The sequence below is a fragment of the Sphingobacterium bovistauri genome (assembly GCF_020295405.1).
Classification (GTDB): Bacteria; Bacteroidota; Bacteroidia; order Sphingobacteriales; family Sphingobacteriaceae; genus Sphingobacterium; species Sphingobacterium bovistauri.
In genome coordinates, this window is record NZ_JADEYP010000004.1 from 119,433 (window position 1) to 143,071 (window position 23,639).

Sequence of the window (23,639 nt, forward strand, 5' to 3'; positions counted from 1 at the left end):
AACCATGCATAATAAACTAAATGAAGAAATTACAAACAATAATAAAGCACAAAATTCACTTTACCAATAAACTATAACATTATGAAGGTTTTGTTTTTGAATATATTAATAATTACACTTTTCGGTTTCTTGGATGCTAATGCGCAGTCTTCTCGAGCGATCTATGTGAGTGTGCATGGTCATGACAAAAATATTGGAGATGAAAAAAAACCGCTTAGTACAATTCAAGAAGGGATCAATCGTGTTAAAGAGATTAAAAAAACAAAATTCAAAGGAAAGGTAGAATTAGTAATAGGAGTTGGTACATATTATTTGGATAAAAGTATAAAGCTCGATCAATCTTTTTCAGGTAAGCAAAATACACCTTTTGTATTGCGAGCTGAAGATGGCGAAAAGGTAATTTTAAGTGCGGGTATTCTCTTGCAAAACTTAAAATGGAAATCTGAAACAAATGGTGTCTGGAGCACAGTTGTTCCTTCAGCGACAGTTATTGAGGATTTATACAGTAATGGCAAGAGATTAATCAAAGCACGATATCCAAATTACAATGCTAATATATTGCCTTTCAATGGATATGCAGCAGATGCAATTTCTAAAGAAAGGGTAGCGCGTTGGAAGAATCCAAAAGGTGGATATGTGCATGCTTTGCATGAAGGAAAATGGGGTGGTTTTCATTTTGAGATAAAAGGAAAGGATAGTCAAGGTAATTTGATGTTGGAAGGAGGTCAACAGAATAATAGGCCAAGTCCTATTCATGAGACTTTTCGATTTGTAGAGAACATTTTTGAGGAACTGGATGATACAAACGAATGGTACTTTGATATAAATAAATCTATTCTTTATTATAAACCTGAACAAGGTACAAATCCGAATGTTTTAAAATTTGAAACTGCACGTTTGGAAAATATCATATCGTTAGTTGGAACTAAACAACAGCCTGTTCGAAATATCAAGATTAAAGGATTAGATTTTGTGTGTACAGCTCCTACTTTTATGAAAACTAGTGAGCCACTGTTGCGTAGTGACTGGACAATCTATCGTCAAGGTGCTGTGAAATTTGAAAACGCAGAAAACTGTGAAGTTTCACAATCTAATTTTTATAATTTGGGTGGTAATGCTGTTTTTGTGAGCAATTACAATAGGGAGGTAAAAATTTCAGGTAACCTTATCGAACAAATCGGAGCAAGTGCAGTTTCTTTTGTTGGTGATCCTAGCGCTGTGAGATCTCCATCGTTTCGTTACGAAAACTTTGTGCCTGAAGCTGATTTGGATACTGTTCGCGGTCCTAAATCTGATAACTATCCTAAAGATTGTGAGGTAAGTGATAATTTGATTCGTAACATTGGTTTGGTAGAAAAGCAAGTGGCGGGAGTGCAAATTTCAATTGCTGAGTCAATTCGTGTGTTGCATAATACAATTTACGATATTCCAAGAGCTGGGATTAATGTGGGAGATGGTACTTGGGGTGGACATGACATTGCTTATAATGATGTGTTTAATACGGTGCTCGAGACAAGTGATCATGGAGCTTTTAATTCATGGGGTAGGGATCGATTTTGGCATCCTGATCGCGAAAAAATGGATGATTTAGTAGCAAGAAGGCCAGAGCTAATTTTACTAGACGCTTATAAAACAACATATATTAGAAATAATAGATTTCGTTGTGATCACGGTTGGGATATAGACTTGGATGATGGTTCTTCAAATTATGTTATTTTTAATAATCTATGTCTCAATGGTGGAATAAAGCTTCGTGAAGGATTTCATAGAACGGTTTATAACAATATTACCGTAAATAATGGTTTTCATCCACATGTATGGTTCAAAAATAGTCATGACGTATTTAGAAATAATATAGTGATGTTGCCCCATCAAGATATTCGTGTGGATTTTTGGGGAGATACCGTAGATTACAATTATTATGTTAAAGCTGAGGATTTGGTTAAAGATCAAGAAAAGAGATTGGAAAGGAATGGGAAAGTTATCACACCAAAATTCAAAGACGTAAAGAATGGTGATTTTACCTTATTGGCTGAGGTGCCTGATGGTTTTGTAAATTTTGATATGCAGAATTTTGGTGTGACTAGTGGTAGATTAAAAAAGCTGGCTGATTCGCCTATAATTCCTGAATTGAATTATAATAAACCAAAGACAAATACGGCTTCATCGGTCATTACTTATAAAGGAGCAACTTTAAAATCAATCGAGTCTCTAGGTGAACAATCTGCAGCAGGGTTGCCAACTATGGAGGGAATAATGATTGTAAAATTTGCAGACGATTCTTATTTGAAATACAATGGATTTCTGATTAATGATGTCATAGTGGCCTGTGAAGGTGAAAAAGTAATTAATACGACGGGTTTAGATAGTTTGTTGAAGCAATTCCATTATTACCATAAGCTGAATTTTACTATTTATAGAAATCAGGTAAAACAAGAAGTAGTCTTGAATTTATAGAGAAGAGTATTTTTGTTATTGTAAAATAAGAAAGGAGACCCATTTGGTCTCCTTTCAATTTATAAGTTGGTTAGTCTAGCCTAGAATTTGTAAGTAATACCAGCCCCTACGACTTGTTTTACTTGTAGTTTTGGACCTTCACCTGTCTTCACTCCATTTTCAAATGTTGGAATCTTGGTGTTGTCATCATAGATTAGTTGTACACCTGCATTTACAGTGATAAATTTATTTACTTTCATAAATAAATTTGCCGTGTAATCTATATCTATATTTTGAGGATTTTCTAAATAATTAGAATATAATCTTAGAATGTTTTCAAAGGCCACATTTTCCATAATATCCTTTTTGTAATAAGCATCCAAAGAAGCACCAAATTCAAAGCGCGATTTTTTACCTTCATCTAAGCCATATAATGTCTCGTCTATATTTTCATTTGTAACGAAGACGAATCTAGCAGAGGCGGGGGATATGTTGACTTTGAAATTATCAGATTCTTTATACGCTATACCAGGCCCAAAGCTTACATATGCGGGAGCAAAACCTGCTGATGTTAATTCACCATTTCCGTCAGCATCATATTTATAACCCTTTGCAAATTGGGTATTAAAATTCATAAAAAAAGTATATAACCATTTTTCTGTCAATTGTCGGCCCAAAAGAGAATTGAAAGCGAATCTATCATCATTTTTTCTCCAATCAGTTTCCTTTTGAAATGTTTGACCGTAGGCTGCTAATACTTTATTGTCCCAGCTCCATTTGTCTTTTTTGTAATTAAAGTCGTAATTGAAAATTACATTACCAGCAAATGAGTTAACACCACCTGCGGCCCAATTTGTGAATGAGCTTTGGTTAATTAGAAATGTATTTTCACCTTTTATAGTCCAAAACTTTGCCGTGTCAGCTATTTCTTGAGCTTGTGTGTCTAAGTTGTACAATCCAAATAGAGATAATGCTAAAAGAATTCTTCTCATACTCTTTAATTTTTGTGCAAAAGTATAATTAAACTATTAATGTTGTTCAATTAATAGTTTATGTTTTTCCATTTGTAGATAATGGTTTACATTTAAAGTTTAGGGAGGTATTATTTTCAACTATATGATAGCCCAAATCTTTAAATGTGTTATAATAGGATTACTAGCAAACGAAAAATACAAATAGTAGGCTATACATTACTCAATAATAATTTGGCAACAATTTTTAAGAATATTGCTAAACCTTACTAAGGTAAAATACTTCATTGTTGATTTTTGGGCAGAATACTGTGGGGCATGCAGATTAGCAATAGAACAAAGTTTTTCAGATAGAAAGAGGTTTGGTGATATTACTCAATTATTTCCGTTTGGGTATTTTAATACGAAGTAAATGTTTGTGTATAATTATCATTGACTCAAATATTTTATAAAAAATAATTCACTTATTATTTGATAGTTATAAAAATCTTTGTACTTTTGCAGTCCCTTATTGGGGAAAGTATGTCTTGAGCGAAGCCCTACTGCTTCGATGGACTTTAATTAATTTAATTTATAACATGTCAGGAATTATTGGTAAAAAAGTAGGAATGACCAGCCTGTTCAACGCTGATGGGAAGAACATCCCATGTACAGTAATCGAGGCTGGGCCGTGCGTGGTAACGCAGATACGTACGGTAGAGAGTGATGGCTATTCGGCTATTCAACTTGGCTATGACGAGGCTAAGGAGAAGAATACATCAGCTCCTCTAAAAGGACACTTTGCGAAAGCAGGAGTGACTCCTAAGCGTAAACTAGTTGAATTCAAAACTTTCGAAGATGAAAAACAACTAGGTGACATCGTGGATGTAACATTATTTGCTGAAGGCGAATTCGTAGATGTAGTCGGTACTTCAAAAGGTAAAGGTTTCCAAGGTGTAATGAAGCGTCACGGATTTGGTGGTGTAGGTGGTGCGACTCACGGTCAGCACAACAGACTACGTGCTCCAGGTTCAATTGGTGCTGCTTCATGGCCTTCACGTGTATTCAAAGGAATGCGCATGGCAGGTCGTATGGGTGGTGATCGTGTAAAAGTTCAAAACTTACAAGTTTTGAAAGTTTATGCTGAGCAAAACCTAATCGTAGTGAGTGGCTCTATACCAGGAGCTAAAGGTTCTTATGTAATCTTAGACAAATAGTAGAGATGGAAGTTAAAGTATTAAATTTATCAGGTAAAGAAACAGGTGCCAAGGTGCAACTTCCTGAAACAGTTTTCGGTGTAACGCCAAACGACCATGCGATCTATTTAGATGTGAAACTATACTTAGCGAACCAACGCCAAGGTACTCACAAATCTAAGCAACGTAATGAAATCGCGGGTTCTACTCGTAAATTACACAAACAAAAAGGTACTGGTGGTGCTCGTGCGGGTTCTATCAAATCTCCATTGTTTAATGGTGGTGGTCGTGTATTCGGTCCTCAACCACGTGATTACTCGTTCAAATTGAACAAAAAATTGAAACAAGTAGCACGTAAATCAGCGTTGTCTTACAAAGCGCAAGAAAACAATGTTTTAGTTTTAGATGCTGTTAATTTTGACTCTATCAAAACTAAAAACTATGTTGCTTTAGTAAACGCATTAAATGTAGCTGACGAAAAAACTTTATTAGTTTTGCCAGACTACAATAACAATGTTTATTTATCAAGCAGAAACTTGAAAAAAGCAAAAGTTGTAGTAGCTTCAGATTTAAACACATACGATGTGTTAAATGCTACTAAATTATTGTTAACTACAGATTCTGTTAAAACTTTGGAGGAAGCATTAGCTAAGTAATATGGAGATTATTAAAAAACCTATCTTAACTGAGAAAGCTTCATTATTGACGGAAAAATTAAACCGTTATGCTTTCAAAGTAGATCATAGAGCAAACAAAATTCAGATTAAATCTGCTATCGAAGAAATGTTTGGTGTGACTGTTGTTGCGGTAAATACTTCAGTAGTAGCTGGTAAAGCAAAAAGCCGTTACACTAAAGCAGGATTCGTTTCTGGAAGAGCTCCTAAGTATAAAAAAGCCATCATCACAATTAAAGATGGTGAAACTATTGACTTTTACAGTGTTATATAAATAAAAAATGGCAGTTAAAAGATTCAGACCGGTTACCCCTGGTACTCGTTTCAGAGTAGGCGCAGACTATTCTGATGTTACTACAAACGTTCCTGAAAAGTCGTTGGTAGTAGGCGCGAACAAAAGATCAGGTGGTCGTAACAAGACTGGTAAAATGACTATGCGTTATATCGGTGGCGGACACAAGAAAGTTTACCGTATTATAGATTTCAAACGCGATAAAAAAGAAATCCCAGCAACAGTAGCTACTATTGAGTACGATCCAAATCGTACTGCGCGTATCGCATTATTGCACTACGCGGATGGTGAAAAACGTTACATCATCGCTCCTACAGGATTACAAGTTGGTATGACTGTAATAGCAGGTGAAAAAGTTGCTCCAGAAATTGGTAATGCATTACCATTAGCAAACATTCCATTGGGTTCTATCATCCACAACATCGAATTGAATCCTGGTCAAGGTGGTTCAATCGCTCGTTCGGCTGGTACGTACGCTCAATTGTCTGCACGTGATGGTAAATATGCTATTATCAAGTTGCCATCAAGCGAAGTTCGCATGATCTTATTGACATGTGTTGCGACTATTGGTTCAGTATCAAATGCTGAAAAAGCTAACCAAGTATTAGGTAAAGCTGGTCGTAAACGTCACTTAGGTCGTCGTCCTCGCGTTCGTGGTGTTGCGATGAACCCTGTTGATCACCCTATGGGTGGTGGTGAAGGCCGTACTTCAGGAGGTCACCCACGTTCTCGTACAGGTGTGTTAGCTAAAGGTTTCAAAACACGCTACAAAAAGAAAACATCGAATCGTTACATCATTGAAAGAAGGAAAAAATAATGGCTCGTTCAATTAAAAAAGGTCCTTACATCGATCACAACTTAGAAAGAAAAGTTCTTTCTCAGAATGAAACAAACAAAAAATCAGTAATCAAAACTTGGTCTCGTAGATCAATGATTTCACCTGATTTTGTTGGCCATACCTTCGCAGTGCACAACGGGAATAAATTTATTCCAGTTTATGTAACAGAAAATATGGTTGGTCACAAGCTTGGTGAATTTGCGCCTACGCGTACATTCAAAGGCCACGCAGAAAAGAAAAAATAATAGGTAATGGAAGCAACAAAAAAAGTTAAGAAGTCTGTACTTGTCAGACAACGCAAAGAGCAGACAAAAGCTCAAACAGGAGGAGCTTCTACTGCCAAATTATTGAATTGCCCTACTTCACCACGCAAAATGCGTTTAGTAGTGGATCTGATCCGTGGCGAGAAAGTAGAGAACGCTCTTTACATTCTTAAACATTCAAGCAAAGAGGCAGCAGCTCGCGTAGAGAAATTGTTATTATCTGCAATCAAAAACTGGGAATCTAGTAATGAAGGTGCATCTGTCGCAGACAGCGCTCTTTTCGTGAAAGAAGTATCAGTAGGTGGTGGTCGTCAATTGAAAAGATTGCGTCCAGCTCCACAAGGTCGTGGATACAGAGTTCGTAAACGCTCAAACCACGTTACGTTGGTAGTAGATAGTTTAAATAACGTTAACAACTAATTTATTATAGAATGGGACAAAAAGCAAATCCAATAGGTAGCAGATTAGGTATCATCAAAGGATGGGATTCTAATTGGTTCGGAGGAAAGAACTATTCCGATAAATTAGTTGAAGACCAAAAAATCAGAAAATATCTTTCTGTACGTATCGCTAAAGGTGGCGTAGCTAAAGTTGTTATTGAAAGAACTTTAAAACGCATCACTGTAACGATTCACACGGCTCGTCCAGGAATCGTTATTGGTAAAGGTGGTCAAGAAGTTGACAAGATCAAAGAAGAGTTGAAAAAACTGACTAAAAAGGATGTTCAAATCAACATTTTCGAGATCAAACGTCCAGAACTAGATGCTAAATTAGTAGCTGAAGGTGTAGCTAAGCAATTAGAGGCTCGTATTTCATTCCGTCGTGCAATGAAAACTTCTATCGCTTCTACAATGCGCATGGGCGCAGAAGGTATCAAAATCATGTGTTCAGGTCGTCTTGGCGGTGCAGAGATGGCTCGTACAGAGCAATATAAAGAAGGAAGAACTCCTTTGCATACATTGCGTGCTGATATCGACTACGCTTTAGCAGAAGCTTTAACTACTTACGGTAAAATTGGTATCAAAGTATGGATCTGTAAGGGTGAAGTTTACGGTAAACGTGACTTATCTCCTAACATTGGTCAGACTTCTAACACTAAAACTCGTGGTGGAAACGAAGGTGGTGGTGAGCGCCGTGACAACCGTGGTGGTAATAACCGTGGTGGTCGTCGCGACAACAACAACCGTGGTGGAAACCGTGGTGGCCAAAACCGTGGTGCAAAAAAAGATTAATTAATAATAAGATTTAAAATTGTCCCGTCATAGGGCGGGATTAAAAAAATACGAACATGTTACAGCCAAAAAGAACGAAGTTCAGAAAGATGCAAAAAGGCCGTATGAAAGGTAATGCTTCTCGTGGAGCAGAATTATCTTTCGGTTCTTTCGGTATCAAATCAATGGAAGAAGCATGGATCACAAGCCGTCAAATCGAGGCAGCTCGTATCGCGGTAACACGTTTTATGAAACGTGAAGGTCAAGTTTGGATCCGTATCTTCCCTGACAAACCGGTTACTAAAAAGCCTGCAGAGGTACGTATGGGTAAAGGTAAAGGTGCTCCTGAGTATTGGGTAGCAGTTGTACGCCCGGGCCGTATGTTATTCGAAGCAGAAGGTGTGCCTTTAGAAGTTGCTAAAGAAGCTTTACGCCTTGCAGCTCAAAAGTTACCAGTACAAACTAAGTTTGTAATACGTAGAGACTACGTAGAAGCATAAAAATCGTTGGTAATGTCAATAGTTTAGCCTCTCGACCGTTACTCGGGAGGCAATATATAAACAGAATTGATAACCCAACATTAACACTGAAAGCAATGAAAAATTCAGAAATCGTAGAATTAACAACAGACGCTTTAACAGCTAAATTAGCTGAAGAAAAAGCGGCGTTAAACAAATTAAAATTTGCACACGCTGTTTCTGCTTTAGAAAACCCTAATGTTTTAAAAGCAGCTCGCAAAAATATCGCTAAAATCTCTACTGAGGTGTCTAAGCGTAAAAATGCAGCAAAATCTGAAACAGCCTCTGAGGCATAAAAATTAAGTCGAAATGGAAAGAAATTTAAGAAAAACAAGAATCGGCTTAGTAGTTAGCAATAAGATGGACAAGTCTATCGTAGTTACTGTTGAACGTAAAGTAAAACATCCTATCTACGGTAAATTCGTTAAGAAAACTACTAAATTCAAGGCTCATGACGAAACTAATACCTGCGGTATCGGCGATACGGTATTAATCATGGAAACTCGTCCGCTGAGTAAGACAAAGAACTGGAGATTAGTTGAAATAATAGAAAGAGCTAAATAACATGGTACAACAAGAATCAAGACTAAATGTAGCTGACAATAGCGGTGCTAAAGAAGTTTTAGTAATCCGTGTATTGGGCGGTACGCGTAAGCGTTATGCATCAATCGGAGATAAGATTGTTGTATCTGTAAAGAGCGCAACCCCTTCAGGAAACGTTAAAAAAGGATCAGTTTCAAAAGCAGTAGTAGTACGTACGAAAAAAGAAATCCGTCGTAAAGATGGTTCTTACATTCGTTTCGATGACAACGCTGCAGTATTATTAAATAATAATGATGAACCACGTGGAACTCGTATTTTCGGCCCTGTAGCTCGTGAATTACGTGAGAAGCAGTTCATGAAGATTGTATCACTAGCACCGGAGGTTTTATAATTATGGCTTACAAAAAAACAACAACAACTCACAAAATCAAGATTAAAAAAGGTGATTTAGTGAAAGTTATCGCTGGTAACTCTAAAGGTGTTCAAGGAAAAGTATTACAAGTTTTGGTGGATGCAGGTAGAGCTATCGTAGAAGGCGCTAACATCGTAAAAAAACACACTAAACCAAGTGCAGCTAATCCTCAAGGTGGTATTATCGAGAAAGAAGCTGCTATCAACATCTCAAACATAGCTTTGATTGATCCTAAAACAGGAGTTCCGACTCGTGTTGGTCGTAAAGTTAATGCAGATGGCAAAATTGTTCGTTACGCTAAAAAATCAGGGGAGGAAATTAAATAATGACTTACGTACCAAGATTAAAAGCGAAATATGCGGAAGAAATCCGTACAGCGCTTAAAGAAAAATTCCAGTATAAAAGCGTTATGCAAGTTCCGAAACTTGAGAAAATAGTTGTTTCACAAGGTGTAGGTGCTGCTACAGCAGATAAAAAATTAATCGATAACGCTATCGCTGAGTTAACTTTGATTACTGGTCAGCAAGCAGTTGCTACTAAATCAAAAAAGGATATCTCAAACTTCAAACTTCGTAAAGGAATGCCAGTTGGTGCGCGTGTAACATTGCGTGACAACAACATGTACGAATTCTTAGATCGTTTGATCGCAGTATCTTTGCCTCGTATCCGCGATTTCCGTGGTATCAATGACAAAGGTTTTGACGGAAGAGGTAACTATAATTTAGGTATCACTGAGCAAATCATCTTTCCTGAGATTAACATTGACAAAATCAATAAAATCGCTGGTATGGATATCACTTTCGTGACTTCTGCTGGTAATGATATCGAAGCATTAGAGTTATTAAAACAATTCGGTTTACCGTTCAAAAATCAAAATTCGGAAAACAATGGCTAAAGAAGGATTAAAAGCACGCGAAGTAAAACGTCAAAAATTGGTTGCTAAATTTGCAGCTAAACGTGCAGCTCTTAAAGAAGCTGGAGACTACGCAGCGTTAGATAAATTACCTAAAAATGCTTCACCAGTTCGTTTACACAACCGTTGTAAATTAACAGGTCGTCCAAAAGGATATATGCGTCAATTTGGTATCTCTCGTGTAACTTTTCGTGAGATGGCACTTGATGGTAAGATCCCGGGGATTACAAAAGCTTCTTGGTAATCAAGAAAAAATAATTATTTTTGCCCGGATAAGTCTTTTTTTAGACTTATCAGGGCTTTTGCATTGCAATTTTTTATTAACAGACAGTAGGTCTTGCGCTTTTGTTAACGTAAGAAACCATTGTCACAATATTTTTACATAATGAATACAGATCCAATAGCGGATTACCTTACACGAGTAAGGAATGCCATTAAGGCCAACCACAGGGTTGTTGAAATTCCTGCATCGAACCTGAAGAAAGAAATTACTAAAGTTCTTTTTGACAAAGGTTACATTGCTAATTACAAATTCGTAGAAGAAGGACCTCAAGGTTCTATCAAAATTGCGTTGAAGTATAACCCAATTAGCAAAGTACCGGCTATTCGCACTTTGACACGTGTGAGTAAACCTGGTTTAAGAAAGTATGCAAATGTCGACAACATGCCTCGCGTTTTAAACGGCTTGGGTATCGCTATCTTGTCAACATCTAAAGGTGTAATGACAGATAAAGAAGCTCGCTTACAAAACGTAGGTGGTGAAGTTTTATGTTACGTTTATTAATCTAGGAAAAAAAACACGAAGAAATGTCAAGAATTGGAAAAGCACCTGTCGTTATTCCTGCTGGAGTAACGGTGACTGTATCAGACAAGAATCTGGTTACAGTAAAAGGTCCTAAAGGTGAATTATCACAACAAGTAGATAGCGACATTACAGTTAAAGAAGAAGATGGTAACATCGTAGTAACTCGCGCTACTGAACAAAAGAAACACAAAGCATTACACGGTTTATACCGTTCACTATTGAATAATATGGTGATTGGTGTGACTGAAGGTTACAAAACTACGCAAGAGTTAGTTGGTGTAGGTTACCGTGCTACAAACACTGGTAATACATTAGAGTTAACTTTAGGTTTCTCTCACCAGATCGTTTTTGTTTTGCCAAAGGAAATTATAGTTACAACTACTGCTGAAAAGGGTAAGAATCCAACTATTACTTTAGAGTCTGTTGATAAGCAATTGATCGGACAAGTAGCGGCGAAAATCCGTGGATTCCGTAAACCAGAGCCTTACAAAGGAAAAGGTATCAAGTTTGCGGGTGAAGTATTAAGAAGAAAAGCAGGTAAATCAGCTAAAAAATAATAACCATGGCAGGAAGTAAAACATCTCGCAGAGAGCGAATCAAACAAGGAATTAGAAAAAACCTTGCTGGCACAACTGAGCGTCCACGTTTATCAGTTTTTAGATCTAATAAAGGTATCTACGCACAAGTAATTGACGATACTACAGGTAAAACTTTAGCTGCAGCTTCGAGCTTATCTAAAGACTTAGTAGCATCAGGTAACAAAGTAGATCAATCTAAAGCTGTAGGTAAATTAGTAGCTGAGAAAGCTGTTGCAGCAGGTATTAGTAAAGTAGTTTTTGACCGTAATGGGTACTTATACCACGGCCGTGTTAAATCATTGGCAGAAGGTGCTCGCGAAGGCGGTTTAGACTTTTAATCAAGAAAGATAATGGCATTAAGCAATATTAAAAGAGTAAAATCAAGCGAAATTGAATTAAAAGATCGCTTAGTAAGCATCCAACGCGTAGCGAAAGTAACAAAAGGTGGTCGTACCTTCAGTTTCTCAGCTATCGTAGTTGTTGGTGATGAAAACGGTATCGTAGGTTACGGTTTAGGTAAAGCTAAAGAGGTTACTGAAGCTATCACTAAGGGTATCGATGATGCTAAGAAAAATTTGGTAAAAGTTCCTATTATTAATGGAACGGTACCTCACGAGCAATATGGTAAATTTTCAGGTGGTTCTGTGTTAATCAAACCAGCTGTAGGTGGTACTGGAGTATTAGCAGGTGGTGCAATGCGCGCTGTATTAGAGTCTGCTGGTATCAAAGACGTATTAGCTAAATCATTAGGATCATCAAACCCACACAACGTAGTGAAAGCAACTATCACTGCATTAGCAAGCATGCGTGATGCATATACAGTAGCTCAACACCGCGGTGTCGATTTAAATAAAGTATTTAACGGTTAATTATCATGGCAAAAATCAAAATTACCCAGATAAAGAGCGTTATCGACAGAAGCGAGCGCCAAAAGAAAACTATTGAAGCATTAGGTTTGAAAAAAATCAATCACTCAGTAGAAGTAGAAGCTACTGCAGCTATCATCGGAATGGTACGTAAAGTAAACCATCTGGTTGCTGTAGAGGCTATTTAAATAAGCAAAAAATACTATATGGAAAGAATTTCGGTTCTTTCCATTAGTTGTTTATTAATATTTATTTGTTAATCGTTGTATCCTGTTTAGTGAAAGCGAAGGTGCAACACAATCTTAGTTTAAAAAATGAACTTAAGTAATTTAAAACCAGCAGTTGGTTCAACAAAAAGCAGAAAACGTATTGGTCGTGGTCAAGGTTCTGGTCGTGGTGGTACTTCTACACGTGGTCACAAAGGTGCTGGCTCACGTTCAGGTCACTCTACTAAAATCGGTTTCGAAGGTGGTCAAATGCCTTTACAACGTCGTGTACCTAAATTCGGTTTCAAAAATGCTAACCGCGTAGAATACACCGGTGTGAACTTAGACGTATTACAAGCTTTAGTTGAAAAGCACAACTTAACAGTTGTTGATTTCGATACGTTGAAAGCTCATGGTTTGGCTTCTAAGAATGACTTAGTAAAGGTATTGGGTCGTGGCGAGTTAAAAGCTAAAGTTGAAGTTAAAGCGCATGCATTCTCAGCGTCTGCTCAAAAAGCAATCGAAGCTGCAGGTGGTTCTATCGTAAAACTTTAATACATGAAAAAACTAATCACAACCTTAACCAATATATGGAAGATTGAAGATTTACGTAATCGTATTCTGAATACATTACTATTTCTTTTAATTTATCGTGTTGGGTGTCACGTGGTATTACCAGGTGTCAATCCTGATGCGTTAGTAAACGCTGGTGAAAAAGAGGGGCTTTTGGGCATGATCAACATGTTCTCAGGAGGTTCTTTTTCTCGTTCGGCTATATTTGCTCTTGGTGTAATGCCTTACATCTCGGCATCTATCGTTGTACAATTATTGGGGATTGCAGTTCCTGCGTTTCAAAAAATGCAAAAAGAGGGTGAATCTGGTCGTAAAAAAATGACACAGATTACACGTTACCTAACGGTGGCAATTACATTGGTTCAAGCTGTAGCTTATGTGAAGACTCAAATTGATGCTTCAGCTAAGACTATTGAAGATCCATTGTTTACGATTCTAGCTGCTATTGTTTTGTCTGCAGGTACTTTGTTTGTGATGTGGTTGGGTGAGAAAATCACCGATAAGGGTATTGGTAATGGTATCTCATTGATCATCATGGCTGGTATCATAGCACAATTACCAGGTGGTATTATCGCTGAGTGGGGATCTCGTATGAGCCCAAGCGGTGGTGGTATTATACCGTTTATTGTAGAATTTATTGCTTTATTCTTTGTGGTGATCTTTACTATATTGATCGTTCAAGGGGTGCGTAAGATTCCAGTACAATATGCTAAGAAAATTGTTGGTAATAAACAAGTTGGTGGTGTACGTCAGTACATTCCATTGAAAGTAAATGCAGCAGGTGTAATGCCTATTATATTTGCGCAAGCGATCATGTTTTTACCAATGTCTTTGGCGCAATTTTTCCCAAGTCTTCAATCAGATTTCTTGACTTCGTTGACTGACTTTACTTCCGTAGCTTATAATGTGACTTTCGCGGTATTGATTATTGCATTCACATTCTTTTATACAGCTATTATGGTAAATCCACAACAGATGTCAGAAGACATGAAAAAGAATGGGGGCTTTGTCCCGGGCATTAAGCCAGGATATGATACGAATTTATTCATTGATAATGTAATTTCTCGTATTACTTTCCCCGGTGCAATTTTTATAGCTATAATAGCAATTTTACCAGCTATAGCTAGTGCTGCAGGTGTTAATAATAACTTTGCACATTTCTATGGTGGTACTTCGCTATTAATTTTGGTAGGTGTAGTGTTAGATACACTTCAACAAATCGAATCTCATTTATTAATGCGTCATTATGATGGGTTGATGAAAACAGGTCGTGTAAAGGGCCGTTCGGCTGTTGGAGTAGAGGGGTATGATCAATCAGCTATTTAATTTCTTTAGATGTCTAAAGTAATTTATAAAACAGAAGAACAAATCGAGCAAATTCGAGAGTCAGCAAATGTACTCTCGAATTTACTTGCTGAAATTGCCAAAGTAATTAAACCTGGTGTCACGACGTTATCATTGGACAAGTTAGCATTTGACTATATCCAAGATCACGGTGGTACGCCCGCGTTTTTAAATTACCACGGTTTTCCTTATTCCTTGTGTATTTCTGTAAATGATCAAATCGTACATGGTTTCCCTAGTGACTATGTCATCAAAGATGGTGATTTAGTTTCTGTTGATGGGGGGGTAAATTTAAACGGTTTTATTTCAGATTCAGCATATACATTTGGTGTAGGAGAGATTTCAAAAGAAGCTCAATTGCTATTGGACGTTACAAAGGCTTCTTTGTTAAAAGGGGTTGAACAAGCTGTAGCTGGCAAACGAGTGGGTGATATCTCATCAGCAATTCAAGAATATGTTCAGCCATATAATTTTGGTATAGTAAGAGAACTTGTAGGTCATGGTGTAGGTGTTAATTTACATGAGAAACCAGAAGTTCCAAATTATGGCAAACGTGGTGCCGGACCTAAATTGGAATCAGGACTTGTAATCTGTATTGAACCAATGATCAATGCAGGCAAGGCTGGAGTGAAATTTTGGGATGACGGATGGACGGTGAGTACAGTAGATGGTAAATTGTCAGCACACTTTGAGCAGATGGTCGCTATTCGAAAAGGTACTCCTGATGTGTTGTTGAATTTTGATGAAATCGAAAAAGTTTTAAATAAAAAGTAGTTGGTTTCCAGTATTTTTTATTTATCTTTGCACTCCTGTTAAGTGCAGGTTGTTGAAACGTAAATAAGAATTGATATATGGCTAAACAAGCCTCAATAGAATTAGACGGAGTTATCAGAGAAGCATTATCTAATGCTATGTTTCGTGTGGAGTTAGAAAATGGGCATGAAATCATTGCTCATATTTCGGGTAAAATGCGTATGCACTATATCAAAATCCTTCCAGGAGATAAAGTTAAATTAGAGATGTCACCTTATGATCTAACAAAAGGTAGAATAACGTATCGTTATAAATAAGATAGCGCTCTGTGAAGAGCTTTAACAATTTATTACAATGAAAGTAAGAGCATCAGTAAAAAAACGTAGCGCGGACTGCAAAATCATCCGTCGCAAAGGAAAGATTTTTGTGATCAACAAAAAGAACCCTAAATTCAAACAACGTCAGGGATAATTAATTAACAAAATCGCTTAAAAAATTATATGGCAAGGATATCAGGTATAGATTTACCTAAAAACAAAAGAGGTGTTATCGGCCTAACATACATTTTCGGTATCGGTAGTGCAACAGCAGCTTATATCTTAGAGAAGGCTGGCATTAGTGAAGATGTGAAAGTGTCTGAATGGAACGATGATCAATTAGCAGCTATTCGTACTATCATTAATGATGAGATCAAAGTAGAAGGTGCTTTACGTTCAGAGGTTCAATTGAACATCAAACGTTTGATGGATATTGGTTGTTACCGTGGTTTACGTCACCGTAAGCATTTACCAGTTCGTGGTCAACGCACTAAAAACAACTCTCGTACTCGTAAGGGTAAGCGTAAGACAGTTGCAAACAAGAAAAAAGCTACTAAATAATAAGTAAAAAATGGCTAAAAGTAAAAAAGTTACTAAAAAACGTATCGTTGTTATCGAGCCTGTAGGTCAAGCTCATATCAATGCTACTTTTAACAACATTATTATTACTTTGACAAACAATTCAGGTCAAACTATTTCATGGTCATCAGCAGGTAAAATGGGCTTTAGAGGTTCTAAAAAGAATACTCCATATGCTGCAGGTCAAGCTGCTAACGACTGTGGTAAAGTTGCTTATGACTTAGGATTGCGTAAAGTTGAAGTTTTCGTTAAAGGACCAGGTGCAGGTCGTGAATCAGCGATCCGTACATTACAAACTGTAGGTATTGATGTAACAACTATCAAAGATATTACACCACTTCCTCACAACGGTTGTCGTCCTCCAAAACGTAGAAGAGTTTAATTAATAGTGTTTAAGATAAGATTCGTCAGTTAAAGGCTGATAGATACTTCAAACAGAGAAAGAAATGGCAAGATATACAGGACCTAAGTCCAAAATTGCACGTAAATTCAGAGAGCCTATTTTTGGCCCTGATAAGGCATTAGAGAAAAAAAATTATCCTCCTGGACAACACGGTCCATCAAAAAGAAGAGGTAAACAATCTGAATACGCTATTCAGTTGTTAGAAAAGCAAAAAGCAAAATACACTTATGGTGTATTAGAGCGTCAATTCGCTAACTTATTTGCTAAAGCGGCTGCTAAACAAGGTATCACTGGTGAGAACTTCTTAAGATTATTAGAAGCTCGTTTAGATAACGTTGTTTATCGTTTAGGAATTGCTCCTACTCGTTCTGCTGCTCGTCAATTAGTTTCACACAAGCACATTACTGTTAACGGATCAGTTGTTAACATTCCATCATATAGCATTCGCCCAGGTGATGTAATCGCTGTACGCGAGCGTTCTCAAACTTTAGAAGCTATCACTACTTCAGTAGCAGGTAGAGCAATCAATAAATATGGTTGGTTAGAGTGGGATGCTAAAAATCTTACTGGTAAATTCTTGAACTTCCCAGAAAGATCAGATATCCCTGAGAATATCAAAGAAAACTTAATCGTAGAGTTGTACTCTAAATAATAATTAATAGAAATATGCATAATCTTCTGAAGATTATGCATATGCTATTAAGATATACATTGTTAAAAAATATTAAAATATTATAAATGGCAATTTTAGCATTTCAAAGACCGGATAAAGTTATCATGCAAAAATCTACGGATTTTGATGGTACTTTCGAATTTCGTCCATTAGAGCCAGGTTTTGGTGTAACAATTGGTAATGCTTTGCGCCGTATTTTATTGTCCTCTTTAGAAGGATATGCAATTACGTCGATTAGATTTTCAGGTGTCTCTCACGAATTCTCTACTATTAAAGGTGTAGCAGAAGACGTAACCGAAATCATCTTAAACTTGAAACAAGTACGTTTCAAGAAAACAGGTGAGCAAGGTGACAACGAAAAAATCTTTGTAGTTATCAATGGTCAAGAACAATTCAAAGCTGGTGATATCACTAAGTTTTCTAACAACTTTACTGTTTTGAATCCTGACTTAGTAATTTGTAACATGGAAAGCTCAGTAACTATTGAGGTTGAATTGTCAGTTGCTAAAGGTCGTGGTTACGTAAATGCGGAAGAGAATAAAGTAACTGATGGTCCTGTAGGTGTTATCGCTATCGACTCTATCTACACTCCGATTAAGAATGTGAAATATACCATTGAAAACTACCGTGTAGAGCAAAAAACTGACTACGAGAAATTGTTGTTGGATATCTCTACTGATGGTTCTATTCATCCAGAAGATGCTTTGAAAGAAGCAGCTCGTATCTTAATTCAACACTTCATGTTGTTCTCTGACGAAAATATGTTGTTAGAGTCACAAACTAAAGAAGAAACTAAAGTTGTAGACGAGGAAATCTTACACATGCGTAAGATCTTGAAAACAGAATTGGTGGATTTAGATCTTTCTGTTCGTGCATTGAACTGTTTGAAAGCTGCAGATATTCGCAGTCTAGCTGAGTTGGTAACTTACGACGTAGCTGACATGTTGAAATTCCGTAACTTCGGTAAAAAATCATTAAGCGAAATTCAAGAGTTGGTTAAATCGAAAGGTTTATCATTCGGAATGAACTTGTCTAAATTTAAATTAGACGAAGAATAATAATTAATTAAATAATTAAGCGACCTGTTGCATAATTCCTCCGAAAGCGAAAGCAATTAAGAACGGTATGCACAAAAACAAAAACTAAAATGAGACACGGAAAAAAAGTAAATCACTTAGGCCGCACTGACAGTCACCGTAAGGCGATGTTAGCTAACATGGCGACGTCATTGATCAAACACAAACGTATTACTACTACTTTGGCTAAAGCTAAAGCATTACGTAAATATGTTGAGCCATTGATTACTAAATCAAAAACTGACACGACTCACTCTCGTCGTACAGTATTCGCTTACTTAAAAGATAAAGATGCTGTTACTATCTTGTTCCGTGAAGTATCTGAAAAAGTTGCTACACGTCCAGGTGGTTACACTCGTATCATTAAATTAGAAAACCGTTTAGGTGATAATGCTGAGATGGCATTTATCGAGTTAGTAGATTACAACGAGGTTTACGGCAAAACTGCTCAAACTGAGAAAAAAGCTACTCGTCGTCGTGGTGTTTCTAAGAAAAAAGCTACTGAAGAGGTTGCAGAAGAAGTAAAAGCTGAAGGAACAGTTGCTACTGAAGAAGCTCCTGCTACAGAAGAGAAAAAAGACTAATTTTAGTTTTATTTCTTATAAAAAATAAGGTCTATCAAGTAATTGATAGACCTTATTTTTTGCCTGATTAGCAGGTTATTTCTTGACAAAGTCTTTAACCCAATTATTAATCTTTGTGTACTGCTCTGGATAAGTCCAGTGTCCTGTTTCTTGTACTAAATAAAGCTCTTTAGATGATTTTATTTGATTGTAAGCTGCATAGTATGAGGTAGGGGGACATGTTTCATCATTATATCCCCACGTGTAAAATCCAGGTACAGTTATTTGACGAGCAAAATTAACAACATCATAATATCCTGAAGTTTCAATTTTCTGTTGTGTTGCCATCGTAGTAACATTGGATTCATTAAACATGTGAGGCCAGCCACCAGCACGCTTATGTAAATATCCTGTCAAGTCACACATAGCAGGATAAAGAGCTACCAAGCCTTTTACTTTTTTATTTAGTGCAGTCGTTGTTATAGCTAAAGTTCCTCCTTGGCTTCCGCCCCATACGACGATATTTGAGGGGTCAACTTCTTTTAGGGATGCCAATACATCTACTCCTCGACTGCAGCCTATATATACTCTTTTATAGTAGTAAGTATCTTTATTATCCAAATTATTGTATTGATATCCGCGTAAGGCCCCTGTCGATAGATTATTATATAAGCTTATATCATTTATTACGGATATACCATGAATTCCTACTTGCAGTGTTACAAAACCCTGTTCGGCGAGATCAATAATTCCGGCATATGGTCTTATTCCAGCGCCAGGGACATGTAAGATAGCAGGATATTTACCATCTTTTTTTGGCTTAGCTAATATTCCATACATTAGACTGTTGTCGATATTCTTATAGCTGATATGAAAGACATCCACGTTTGAAGTGCTACGTTCAGGTAATAATGTATAGTTAATGTCTAAAGGTAGTATTTTTGATTTTTCTAATTCATTATTCCAAAATTCTTGAAAATCTTTTGGTAATGTTTGTGTAGGCTGAATTTTTTCAGGGGATATAGCTGCTGTAGCGAAACCTCTGTATTCTTCACCATCAATTTTAACCGTTACATTACAACGTATAAATCCAGGTGTATCTAAAGAAAGTTGTTTTCCAATTTGAATTGTTTCTTTGTCGATTTTTACTTTCCCCTTTTGGTCAGCTGACATTTTTTCTAAACCAATTGTATAGGATGCCTCTATATTTTTGATCGGGATATGATTTTTTAGAACAGTAGCAGTGAATTTAATCTTTTCTCCAGGAGCGTAAGTCCAATCTGCTTTATCTGGTGCTACGATAACCTGAATAGCCTGATTACTTCTGGATTGGGCAAGCATGGGTACCTGCGCACTAAAGCACAATGCTATGACCAAAATTAATTTTGTAATGATTTTGTTTTTCATAGATTTTATAAGTGTATTGGTTAAACTAAAAGGCTCTAATATCAATATTTTGTGATTCAATATGAAAAAGTATTTCATGTTTTATCTCCTTAAGTCGTCTTGTAAGGGTGAAATCTCGGAATTAATTAGTAATCATACTGTAAGGTTACAACTTGCTTCCTTCGGAGTATGCACCATATGTAAAATATTAGAGGTAATTTATTGAAGATGTAATGTAAAAATAAAAGATAAAGTAGGTCTTTTTATAGACACTTGAGTATATTTGCTAAGGATGTTATTTAATATTGTTATTGCCATAAAATATATAAAAAATGAATTTATTTAATGTTTACCCAATTAATCCCATCAATATTGTTAAGGCAGATGGCTTAGCAGTTTGGGATTCGGAAGGTAATGAATACTTAGACCTTTATGGAGGTCATGCTGTTATTTCTATAGGACACACACATCCACATTATGTACAGCGTATTACAGAACAATTAAATAATATTGGATTCTATTCAAATTCAATAGAAATCCCAATTCAAAAGCAGTTAGCTCAACAGTTAGGTGAAGTTTCTGGAAAGGAAGACTATACGTTATTCTTGTGTAATTCTGGAGCTGAGGCAAATGAAAATGCACTGAAATTGGCTTCTTTTCATACAGGGCGTAAGAAAGTTATAGCTTTTAGTAAGTCATTTCATGGTCGTACATCATTAGCTGTAGCTGCTACGGACAATCCTTCAATCGTTGCTCCAATAAATGAAACTGAAAATGTAGTTTTTCTTCCTTTCAATGATGAGGAGGCTTTAGCTATAGCTTTCGCTGAATATGGGAATGAAATTGCTGCTGTTATTATTGAGGGTATCCAAGGTGTTGGTGGTATTCGCGAAGCATCCGTTTCATTTTTACGATTAATTCGCTCTTTGTGTGATCAATATGGATCAGTCTATATTGCTGACTCAGTACAATGTGGCTATGGTCGTACAGGTGATTTCTACTCACATGATTATGCTGGTGTAGATGCGGACATTTATTCGATGGCAAAGGGTATGGGTAATGGATTTCCGATAGGTGGGATCTCAATTTCTCCTAAGTTTAAAGCATCCTACGGTTTGTTAGGTACTACATTTGGTGGTAATCATTTGGCTTGTGCAGCAGCGGTAGCGGTATTGGATATAATAAAGAAAGATAATCTATTAGCAAATGCAGCTTCTGTAGGTTCTTATTTGATCGAAGAATTGAAAAAGTTTGATAAAGTGCAAGAGGTGAGAGGTCGTGGGTTGATGATCGGAATTGATTTACCGGCTGAATTTGCACATGTTAAGAAAGATTTACTGTTGAAGAATAGAATCTTCACAGGCGAGGCTAAACCAAATGTGATTCGTATTCTACCAGCATTGAATATTACAAAGGAAATTGCAGATAGATTTTTAACAGCTTTGGACGAACGTCTAAAAGCTTAACAATACACATATTCATAGGTAATTTATCAATGAAAAGATTTTTTTCAGTAGCTGATGTTGACAGCTTAGATGCTATCGTCAAAGAAGCTTTAGAACTAAAAGCATATCCTAATGCAAATGAGTCATTAGGTAAACACAAAATGTTAGGCTTGGTCTTTCTGAACCCAAGTCTTCGTACGCGTTTGAGTACACAAAAGGCTGCTCTAAACCTTGGTATGAATGTCATGGTCATGAATATGGACAAAGATGGCTGGGCACTAGAGACACAAGATGGAGTCGTAATGAATGGCACAACTGTAGAGCATATTCGTGAAGCGGCAGCGGTAATGGGTGAGTATTGTGATATCTTGGGCTTACGTTCTTTTCCTTCATTAAAAGATAAGGAAGCTGATTATAACGAAGATTTATTTAATAAATTCATGAAATTTTGTGGAGTACCAGTAGTATCTCTAGAAAGTGCGACGCGTCACCCATTACAAAGTTTGACTGATTTAATTACGATCACAGAACATAAGAAAGTAGCTAAACCTAAAGTAGTATTGGCATGGGCTCCCCATGTTAAAGCACTTCCGCAAGCGGTACCAAATTCGTTTGCTGAATGGATGTCAAAAGCACAAGAACAAGGCTTGGTAGATTTTACTGTTGCACACCCTGAAGGATATGATTTGGCCGAAGAATTTACAACAGGTGCTACAATTACGAATAACTTACAAGAGGCATTAAATAGTGCAGATTTCGTTTATGTGAAAAACTGGTCTTCATACAAAGAATATGGACAGGTATACCCTGTTTCTGAAAATTGGATGATGGATAATGAAAAATTAAAATTTACTAATGATGCTAAAGTAATGCACTGTTTGCCAGTGCGTCGTGATCTAGAGCTTTCATCTGAAATATTGGATGGGCCAAATTCATTAGTAATTAAAGAAGCGAGTAATCGTGTTTGGGCAGCACAGGTTGTATTAAAGAGAATGTTAGAAAGTCTAAATAAATAAGTAAAATATATGTCGAATAGTACATTGAATATTATTAAAATCGGTGGAAATGTAATTGATGATGATATTCAATTAGAAACTTTCTTAGAAAAATTTGCCGCGATTCCTGGAAAAAAAATACTTGTCCATGGTGGTGGTAAAATTGCTACGCGATTGGCGTCTAAATTGGGGTTAGAGGCTAAGATGGTTGAAGGTCGTCGTATTACAGACAAGGATATGCTGGATGTAGTAACGATGGTATATGCAGGTCTTACTAATAAAAATATAGTAGCTTTATTACAGAAATATACATGTGATGCTATTGGTTTGAGTGGTGCTGATGGTAATGTGATTAAAGCGGTTAAGCGTCCTGTAAGAGAAATAGATTACGGCTATGCCGGAGATATATTAGCAGATTCAGTAAATTCTTTAGCTATTAAAAAATTTTTGGATGCTGGTTTTACCCCTGTGTTTTCAGCAATTACACATAATGGATCAGGACAATTGTTAAATACGAATGCAGACACGATTGCTTCTGCATTAGCTACAGCAATGGCAGATCATTACGAAACTTCATTAATTTACTGTTTTGAGAAAAATGGTGTGTTATTGGATGTTAATGATGAAAATTCGGTAATAGAAAATATCACTTCAAGCGACTTTGATAAATATAAAGAACGTGGAATAATAAGTGATGGTATGATACCAAAGTTACAAAACGCGTTTGACGCGATTAATAAGGGCGTTAAATCAGTTTACGTAGGTAATGCTTCTAATTTGCATTTATTTCAACAACAAAAATTTGGTACCTGCTTGATAAACAAATAACCA

35 protein-coding genes are annotated in these 23,639 nt (G+C 36.6%); 33 read left to right on the plus strand and 2 right to left on the minus strand.

Annotated features, from left to right (window positions below):
• Positions 1–81 precede the first annotated feature (81 nt).
• The gene (locus IPZ78_RS03670; protein ID WP_225551585.1) at positions 82–2,457 is read left to right on the plus strand and encodes a right-handed parallel beta-helix repeat-containing protein; all 2,376 of its coding nucleotides are present in this window, start codon (positions 82–84) and stop codon (positions 2,455–2,457) included.
• Positions 2,458–2,537: 80 nt separating this feature from the next.
• Here the strand turns inward: IPZ78_RS03670 and IPZ78_RS03675 are convergent, their stop codons facing one another.
• The gene (locus IPZ78_RS03675; RefSeq protein WP_225551586.1) at positions 2,538–3,428 is read right to left on the minus strand and encodes a DUF3078 domain-containing protein; all 891 of its coding nucleotides are present in this window, start codon (positions 3,426–3,428) and stop codon (positions 2,538–2,540) included.
• Between the two features lie 557 nt (positions 3,429–3,985).
• Here IPZ78_RS03675 and rplC point away from each other — a divergent pair.
• The 29 genes from rplC (at position 3,986) to rplQ (ending at position 19,003) form a co-directional block, all read left to right on the plus strand.
• Positions 3,986–4,603, plus strand: a complete 618-nt coding sequence (gene rplC / locus IPZ78_RS03680) for a 50S ribosomal protein L3 (protein WP_225551587.1) — start codon at positions 3,986–3,988, stop codon at positions 4,601–4,603.
• Positions 4,604–4,608: 5 nt separating this feature from the next.
• A complete protein-coding gene (gene rplD, locus IPZ78_RS03685) occupies positions 4,609–5,238 on the plus strand; it encodes a 50S ribosomal protein L4 (protein WP_225551588.1) in 630 nt (209 codons plus the stop codon).
• 1 nt (position 5,239) lies between these two features.
• Entirely contained in the window at positions 5,240–5,530 is a 291-nt protein-coding gene (gene rplW, locus IPZ78_RS03690; RefSeq protein WP_149912413.1) for a 50S ribosomal protein L23, read from the plus strand.
• A gap of 7 nt (positions 5,531–5,537) precedes the next feature.
• Entirely contained in the window at positions 5,538–6,365 is an 828-nt protein-coding gene (gene rplB / locus IPZ78_RS03695; protein ID WP_225551589.1) for a 50S ribosomal protein L2, read from the plus strand.
• A complete protein-coding gene (gene rpsS / locus IPZ78_RS03700; RefSeq protein WP_132777943.1) occupies positions 6,365–6,631 on the plus strand; it encodes a 30S ribosomal protein S19 in 267 nt (88 codons plus the stop codon). The genes rplB and rpsS overlap by 1 nt, the downstream gene beginning before the upstream one ends.
• A 6-nt stretch (positions 6,632–6,637) precedes the next feature.
• Positions 6,638–7,069 carry a 50S ribosomal protein L22 gene (gene rplV / locus IPZ78_RS03705; RefSeq protein WP_225551590.1) on the plus strand — a complete coding sequence of 144 codons (432 nt, stop codon included), beginning with the start codon at positions 6,638–6,640 and terminating at the stop codon, positions 7,067–7,069.
• Between the two features lie 11 nt (positions 7,070–7,080).
• The gene (rpsC, locus tag IPZ78_RS03710; protein WP_225551591.1) at positions 7,081–7,881 is read left to right on the plus strand and encodes a 30S ribosomal protein S3; all 801 of its coding nucleotides are present in this window, start codon (positions 7,081–7,083) and stop codon (positions 7,879–7,881) included.
• A gap of 56 nt (positions 7,882–7,937) precedes the next feature.
• On the plus strand, positions 7,938–8,360 hold the full coding sequence (rplP, locus tag IPZ78_RS03715) for a 50S ribosomal protein L16 (RefSeq protein ID WP_021071217.1): 423 nt from the start codon (positions 7,938–7,940) through the stop codon (positions 8,358–8,360).
• A gap of 95 nt (positions 8,361–8,455) precedes the next feature.
• Entirely contained in the window at positions 8,456–8,674 is a 219-nt protein-coding gene (gene rpmC / locus IPZ78_RS03720; protein ID WP_225551592.1) for a 50S ribosomal protein L29, read from the plus strand.
• A gap of 13 nt (positions 8,675–8,687) precedes the next feature.
• Complete coding sequence (rpsQ, locus tag IPZ78_RS03725; protein WP_153844936.1) at positions 8,688–8,942, plus strand: 30S ribosomal protein S17; 255 nt, start codon at positions 8,688–8,690, stop codon at positions 8,940–8,942.
• Position 8,943: 1 nt separating this feature from the next.
• Entirely contained in the window at positions 8,944–9,312 is a 369-nt protein-coding gene (gene rplN / locus IPZ78_RS03730) for a 50S ribosomal protein L14 (RefSeq protein ID WP_225551593.1), read from the plus strand.
• Positions 9,313–9,314: 2 nt separating this feature from the next.
• Entirely contained in the window at positions 9,315–9,659 is a 345-nt protein-coding gene (rplX, locus tag IPZ78_RS03735; RefSeq protein ID WP_262903829.1) for a 50S ribosomal protein L24, read from the plus strand.
• Positions 9,659–10,228, plus strand: coding sequence for a 50S ribosomal protein L5 (gene rplE, locus IPZ78_RS03740; protein ID WP_225551594.1), 570 nt, complete (start codon positions 9,659–9,661; stop codon positions 10,226–10,228). Before rplX ends, rplE begins: the two co-directional genes overlap by 1 nt.
• A complete protein-coding gene (rpsN, locus tag IPZ78_RS03745) occupies positions 10,221–10,490 on the plus strand; it encodes a 30S ribosomal protein S14 (RefSeq protein ID WP_132777951.1) in 270 nt (89 codons plus the stop codon). Before rplE ends, rpsN begins: the two co-directional genes overlap by 8 nt.
• Positions 10,491–10,631: 141 nt before the next feature.
• Positions 10,632–11,030 carry a 30S ribosomal protein S8 gene (gene rpsH / locus IPZ78_RS03750; RefSeq protein WP_160069052.1) on the plus strand — a complete coding sequence of 133 codons (399 nt, stop codon included), beginning with the start codon at positions 10,632–10,634 and terminating at the stop codon, positions 11,028–11,030.
• Positions 11,031–11,053: 23 nt separating this feature from the next.
• Entirely contained in the window at positions 11,054–11,608 is a 555-nt protein-coding gene (gene rplF / locus IPZ78_RS03755) for a 50S ribosomal protein L6 (RefSeq protein WP_225551595.1), read from the plus strand.
• Between the two features lie 5 nt (positions 11,609–11,613).
• Complete coding sequence (rplR, locus tag IPZ78_RS03760; RefSeq protein ID WP_225551596.1) at positions 11,614–11,967, plus strand: 50S ribosomal protein L18; 354 nt, start codon at positions 11,614–11,616, stop codon at positions 11,965–11,967.
• Positions 11,968–11,979: 12 nt separating this feature from the next.
• Positions 11,980–12,498 (plus strand): 30S ribosomal protein S5, encoded by a 519-nt coding sequence (rpsE, locus tag IPZ78_RS03765; protein WP_225551597.1) that lies wholly within the window; start codon positions 11,980–11,982, stop codon positions 12,496–12,498.
• 5 nt (positions 12,499–12,503) lie between these two features.
• The gene (rpmD, locus tag IPZ78_RS03770) at positions 12,504–12,683 is read left to right on the plus strand and encodes a 50S ribosomal protein L30 (protein ID WP_225551598.1); all 180 of its coding nucleotides are present in this window, start codon (positions 12,504–12,506) and stop codon (positions 12,681–12,683) included.
• A gap of 126 nt (positions 12,684–12,809) precedes the next feature.
• Positions 12,810–13,256 (plus strand): 50S ribosomal protein L15, encoded by a 447-nt coding sequence (gene rplO / locus IPZ78_RS03775; protein ID WP_225551599.1) that lies wholly within the window; start codon positions 12,810–12,812, stop codon positions 13,254–13,256.
• 3 nt (positions 13,257–13,259) lie between these two features.
• Positions 13,260–14,600: a preprotein translocase subunit SecY gene (gene secY, locus IPZ78_RS03780; protein ID WP_225551600.1), complete on the plus strand. Its 1,341-nt coding sequence runs from the start codon at positions 13,260–13,262 to the stop codon at positions 14,598–14,600.
• Positions 14,601–14,609: 9 nt separating this feature from the next.
• Positions 14,610–15,392, plus strand: coding sequence for a type I methionyl aminopeptidase (map, locus tag IPZ78_RS03785; RefSeq protein ID WP_225551601.1), 783 nt, complete (start codon positions 14,610–14,612; stop codon positions 15,390–15,392).
• Between the two features lie 77 nt (positions 15,393–15,469).
• Positions 15,470–15,688, plus strand: a complete 219-nt coding sequence (gene infA, locus IPZ78_RS03790; protein WP_225551602.1) for a translation initiation factor IF-1 — start codon at positions 15,470–15,472, stop codon at positions 15,686–15,688.
• Between the two features lie 37 nt (positions 15,689–15,725).
• Positions 15,726–15,842 (plus strand): type B 50S ribosomal protein L36, encoded by a 117-nt coding sequence (gene ykgO / locus IPZ78_RS03795; RefSeq protein ID WP_021071232.1) that lies wholly within the window; start codon positions 15,726–15,728, stop codon positions 15,840–15,842.
• 29 nt (positions 15,843–15,871) lie between these two features.
• Entirely contained in the window at positions 15,872–16,249 is a 378-nt protein-coding gene (gene rpsM, locus IPZ78_RS03800) for a 30S ribosomal protein S13 (protein ID WP_225551603.1), read from the plus strand.
• Between the two features lie 10 nt (positions 16,250–16,259).
• On the plus strand, positions 16,260–16,649 hold the full coding sequence (gene rpsK / locus IPZ78_RS03805; protein ID WP_225551604.1) for a 30S ribosomal protein S11: 390 nt from the start codon (positions 16,260–16,262) through the stop codon (positions 16,647–16,649).
• A gap of 64 nt (positions 16,650–16,713) precedes the next feature.
• Entirely contained in the window at positions 16,714–17,322 is a 609-nt protein-coding gene (gene rpsD / locus IPZ78_RS03810; RefSeq protein ID WP_225551605.1) for a 30S ribosomal protein S4, read from the plus strand.
• Positions 17,323–17,408: 86 nt separating this feature from the next.
• Positions 17,409–18,401 carry a DNA-directed RNA polymerase subunit alpha gene (locus tag IPZ78_RS03815; protein ID WP_225551606.1) on the plus strand — a complete coding sequence of 331 codons (993 nt, stop codon included), beginning with the start codon at positions 17,409–17,411 and terminating at the stop codon, positions 18,399–18,401.
• 89 nt (positions 18,402–18,490) lie between these two features.
• Positions 18,491–19,003, plus strand: a complete 513-nt coding sequence (rplQ, locus tag IPZ78_RS03820; RefSeq protein WP_225551607.1) for a 50S ribosomal protein L17 — start codon at positions 18,491–18,493, stop codon at positions 19,001–19,003.
• Positions 19,004–19,078: 75 nt separating this feature from the next.
• Here rplQ and IPZ78_RS03825 read toward each other — a convergent pair whose 3' ends face one another.
• Positions 19,079–20,389 (minus strand): acetylxylan esterase, encoded by a 1,311-nt coding sequence (locus tag IPZ78_RS03825; protein WP_225551608.1) that lies wholly within the window; start codon positions 20,387–20,389, stop codon positions 19,079–19,081.
• A gap of 311 nt (positions 20,390–20,700) precedes the next feature.
• On the opposite strand from IPZ78_RS03825, the gene IPZ78_RS03830 reads away from it, so the two are divergent.
• Genes IPZ78_RS03830 through argB form a run of 3 tightly spaced genes read left to right on the plus strand, consistent with a single transcriptional unit; the run spans position 20,701 to position 23,636 of the window.
• Entirely contained in the window at positions 20,701–21,834 is a 1,134-nt protein-coding gene (locus IPZ78_RS03830) for an aspartate aminotransferase family protein (RefSeq protein ID WP_225551609.1), read from the plus strand.
• A 29-nt stretch (positions 21,835–21,863) separates the two neighbouring features.
• Entirely contained in the window at positions 21,864–22,829 is a 966-nt protein-coding gene (locus IPZ78_RS03835; protein WP_225551610.1) for a Rossmann-fold NAD(P)-binding domain-containing protein, read from the plus strand.
• Positions 22,830–22,838: 9 nt separating this feature from the next.
• Positions 22,839–23,636, plus strand: coding sequence for an acetylglutamate kinase (argB, locus tag IPZ78_RS03840; protein ID WP_225551611.1), 798 nt, complete (start codon positions 22,839–22,841; stop codon positions 23,634–23,636).
• Positions 23,637–23,639 lie beyond the last annotated feature (3 nt).

What these genes read in the sequence shown, in the direction of transcription:
- IPZ78_RS03670 (WP_225551585.1), top strand. Translation starts at nt 82, where the DNA reads ATGAAGGTTTTGTTTTTGAATATATTAATAATTACACTTTTCGGTTTC.
- IPZ78_RS03675 (WP_225551586.1), bottom strand. Translation starts at nt 3,428, where the DNA reads ATGAGAAGAATTCTTTTAGCATTATCTCTATTTGGATTGTACAACTTA.
- rplC (WP_225551587.1), top strand. Translation starts at nt 3,986, where the DNA reads ATGTCAGGAATTATTGGTAAAAAAGTAGGAATGACCAGCCTGTTCAAC.
- rplD (WP_225551588.1), top strand. Translation starts at nt 4,609, where the DNA reads ATGGAAGTTAAAGTATTAAATTTATCAGGTAAAGAAACAGGTGCCAAG.
- rplW (WP_149912413.1), top strand. Translation starts at nt 5,240, where the DNA reads ATGGAGATTATTAAAAAACCTATCTTAACTGAGAAAGCTTCATTATTG.
- rplB (WP_225551589.1), top strand. Translation starts at nt 5,538, where the DNA reads ATGGCAGTTAAAAGATTCAGACCGGTTACCCCTGGTACTCGTTTCAGA.
- rpsS (WP_132777943.1), top strand. Translation starts at nt 6,365, where the DNA reads ATGGCTCGTTCAATTAAAAAAGGTCCTTACATCGATCACAACTTAGAA.
- rplV (WP_225551590.1), top strand. Translation starts at nt 6,638, where the DNA reads ATGGAAGCAACAAAAAAAGTTAAGAAGTCTGTACTTGTCAGACAACGC.
- rpsC (WP_225551591.1), top strand. Translation starts at nt 7,081, where the DNA reads ATGGGACAAAAAGCAAATCCAATAGGTAGCAGATTAGGTATCATCAAA.
- rplP (WP_021071217.1), top strand. Translation starts at nt 7,938, where the DNA reads ATGTTACAGCCAAAAAGAACGAAGTTCAGAAAGATGCAAAAAGGCCGT.
- rpmC (WP_225551592.1), top strand. Translation starts at nt 8,456, where the DNA reads ATGAAAAATTCAGAAATCGTAGAATTAACAACAGACGCTTTAACAGCT.
- rpsQ (WP_153844936.1), top strand. Translation starts at nt 8,688, where the DNA reads ATGGAAAGAAATTTAAGAAAAACAAGAATCGGCTTAGTAGTTAGCAAT.
- rplN (WP_225551593.1), top strand. Translation starts at nt 8,944, where the DNA reads ATGGTACAACAAGAATCAAGACTAAATGTAGCTGACAATAGCGGTGCT.
- rplX (WP_262903829.1), top strand. Translation starts at nt 9,315, where the DNA reads ATGGCTTACAAAAAAACAACAACAACTCACAAAATCAAGATTAAAAAA.
- rplE (WP_225551594.1), top strand. Translation starts at nt 9,659, where the DNA reads ATGACTTACGTACCAAGATTAAAAGCGAAATATGCGGAAGAAATCCGT.
- rpsN (WP_132777951.1), top strand. Translation starts at nt 10,221, where the DNA reads ATGGCTAAAGAAGGATTAAAAGCACGCGAAGTAAAACGTCAAAAATTG.
- rpsH (WP_160069052.1), top strand. Translation starts at nt 10,632, where the DNA reads ATGAATACAGATCCAATAGCGGATTACCTTACACGAGTAAGGAATGCC.
- rplF (WP_225551595.1), top strand. Translation starts at nt 11,054, where the DNA reads ATGTCAAGAATTGGAAAAGCACCTGTCGTTATTCCTGCTGGAGTAACG.
- rplR (WP_225551596.1), top strand. Translation starts at nt 11,614, where the DNA reads ATGGCAGGAAGTAAAACATCTCGCAGAGAGCGAATCAAACAAGGAATT.
- rpsE (WP_225551597.1), top strand. Translation starts at nt 11,980, where the DNA reads ATGGCATTAAGCAATATTAAAAGAGTAAAATCAAGCGAAATTGAATTA.
- rpmD (WP_225551598.1), top strand. Translation starts at nt 12,504, where the DNA reads ATGGCAAAAATCAAAATTACCCAGATAAAGAGCGTTATCGACAGAAGC.
- rplO (WP_225551599.1), top strand. Translation starts at nt 12,810, where the DNA reads ATGAACTTAAGTAATTTAAAACCAGCAGTTGGTTCAACAAAAAGCAGA.
- secY (WP_225551600.1), top strand. Translation starts at nt 13,260, where the DNA reads ATGAAAAAACTAATCACAACCTTAACCAATATATGGAAGATTGAAGAT.
- map (WP_225551601.1), top strand. Translation starts at nt 14,610, where the DNA reads ATGTCTAAAGTAATTTATAAAACAGAAGAACAAATCGAGCAAATTCGA.
- infA (WP_225551602.1), top strand. Translation starts at nt 15,470, where the DNA reads ATGGCTAAACAAGCCTCAATAGAATTAGACGGAGTTATCAGAGAAGCA.
- ykgO (WP_021071232.1), top strand. Translation starts at nt 15,726, where the DNA reads ATGAAAGTAAGAGCATCAGTAAAAAAACGTAGCGCGGACTGCAAAATC.
- rpsM (WP_225551603.1), top strand. Translation starts at nt 15,872, where the DNA reads ATGGCAAGGATATCAGGTATAGATTTACCTAAAAACAAAAGAGGTGTT.
- rpsK (WP_225551604.1), top strand. Translation starts at nt 16,260, where the DNA reads ATGGCTAAAAGTAAAAAAGTTACTAAAAAACGTATCGTTGTTATCGAG.
- rpsD (WP_225551605.1), top strand. Translation starts at nt 16,714, where the DNA reads ATGGCAAGATATACAGGACCTAAGTCCAAAATTGCACGTAAATTCAGA.
- IPZ78_RS03815 (WP_225551606.1), top strand. Translation starts at nt 17,409, where the DNA reads ATGGCAATTTTAGCATTTCAAAGACCGGATAAAGTTATCATGCAAAAA.
- rplQ (WP_225551607.1), top strand. Translation starts at nt 18,491, where the DNA reads ATGAGACACGGAAAAAAAGTAAATCACTTAGGCCGCACTGACAGTCAC.
- IPZ78_RS03825 (WP_225551608.1), bottom strand. Translation starts at nt 20,389, where the DNA reads ATGAAAAACAAAATCATTACAAAATTAATTTTGGTCATAGCATTGTGC.
- IPZ78_RS03830 (WP_225551609.1), top strand. Translation starts at nt 20,701, where the DNA reads ATGAATTTATTTAATGTTTACCCAATTAATCCCATCAATATTGTTAAG.
- IPZ78_RS03835 (WP_225551610.1), top strand. Translation starts at nt 21,864, where the DNA reads ATGAAAAGATTTTTTTCAGTAGCTGATGTTGACAGCTTAGATGCTATC.
- argB (WP_225551611.1), top strand. Translation starts at nt 22,839, where the DNA reads ATGTCGAATAGTACATTGAATATTATTAAAATCGGTGGAAATGTAATT.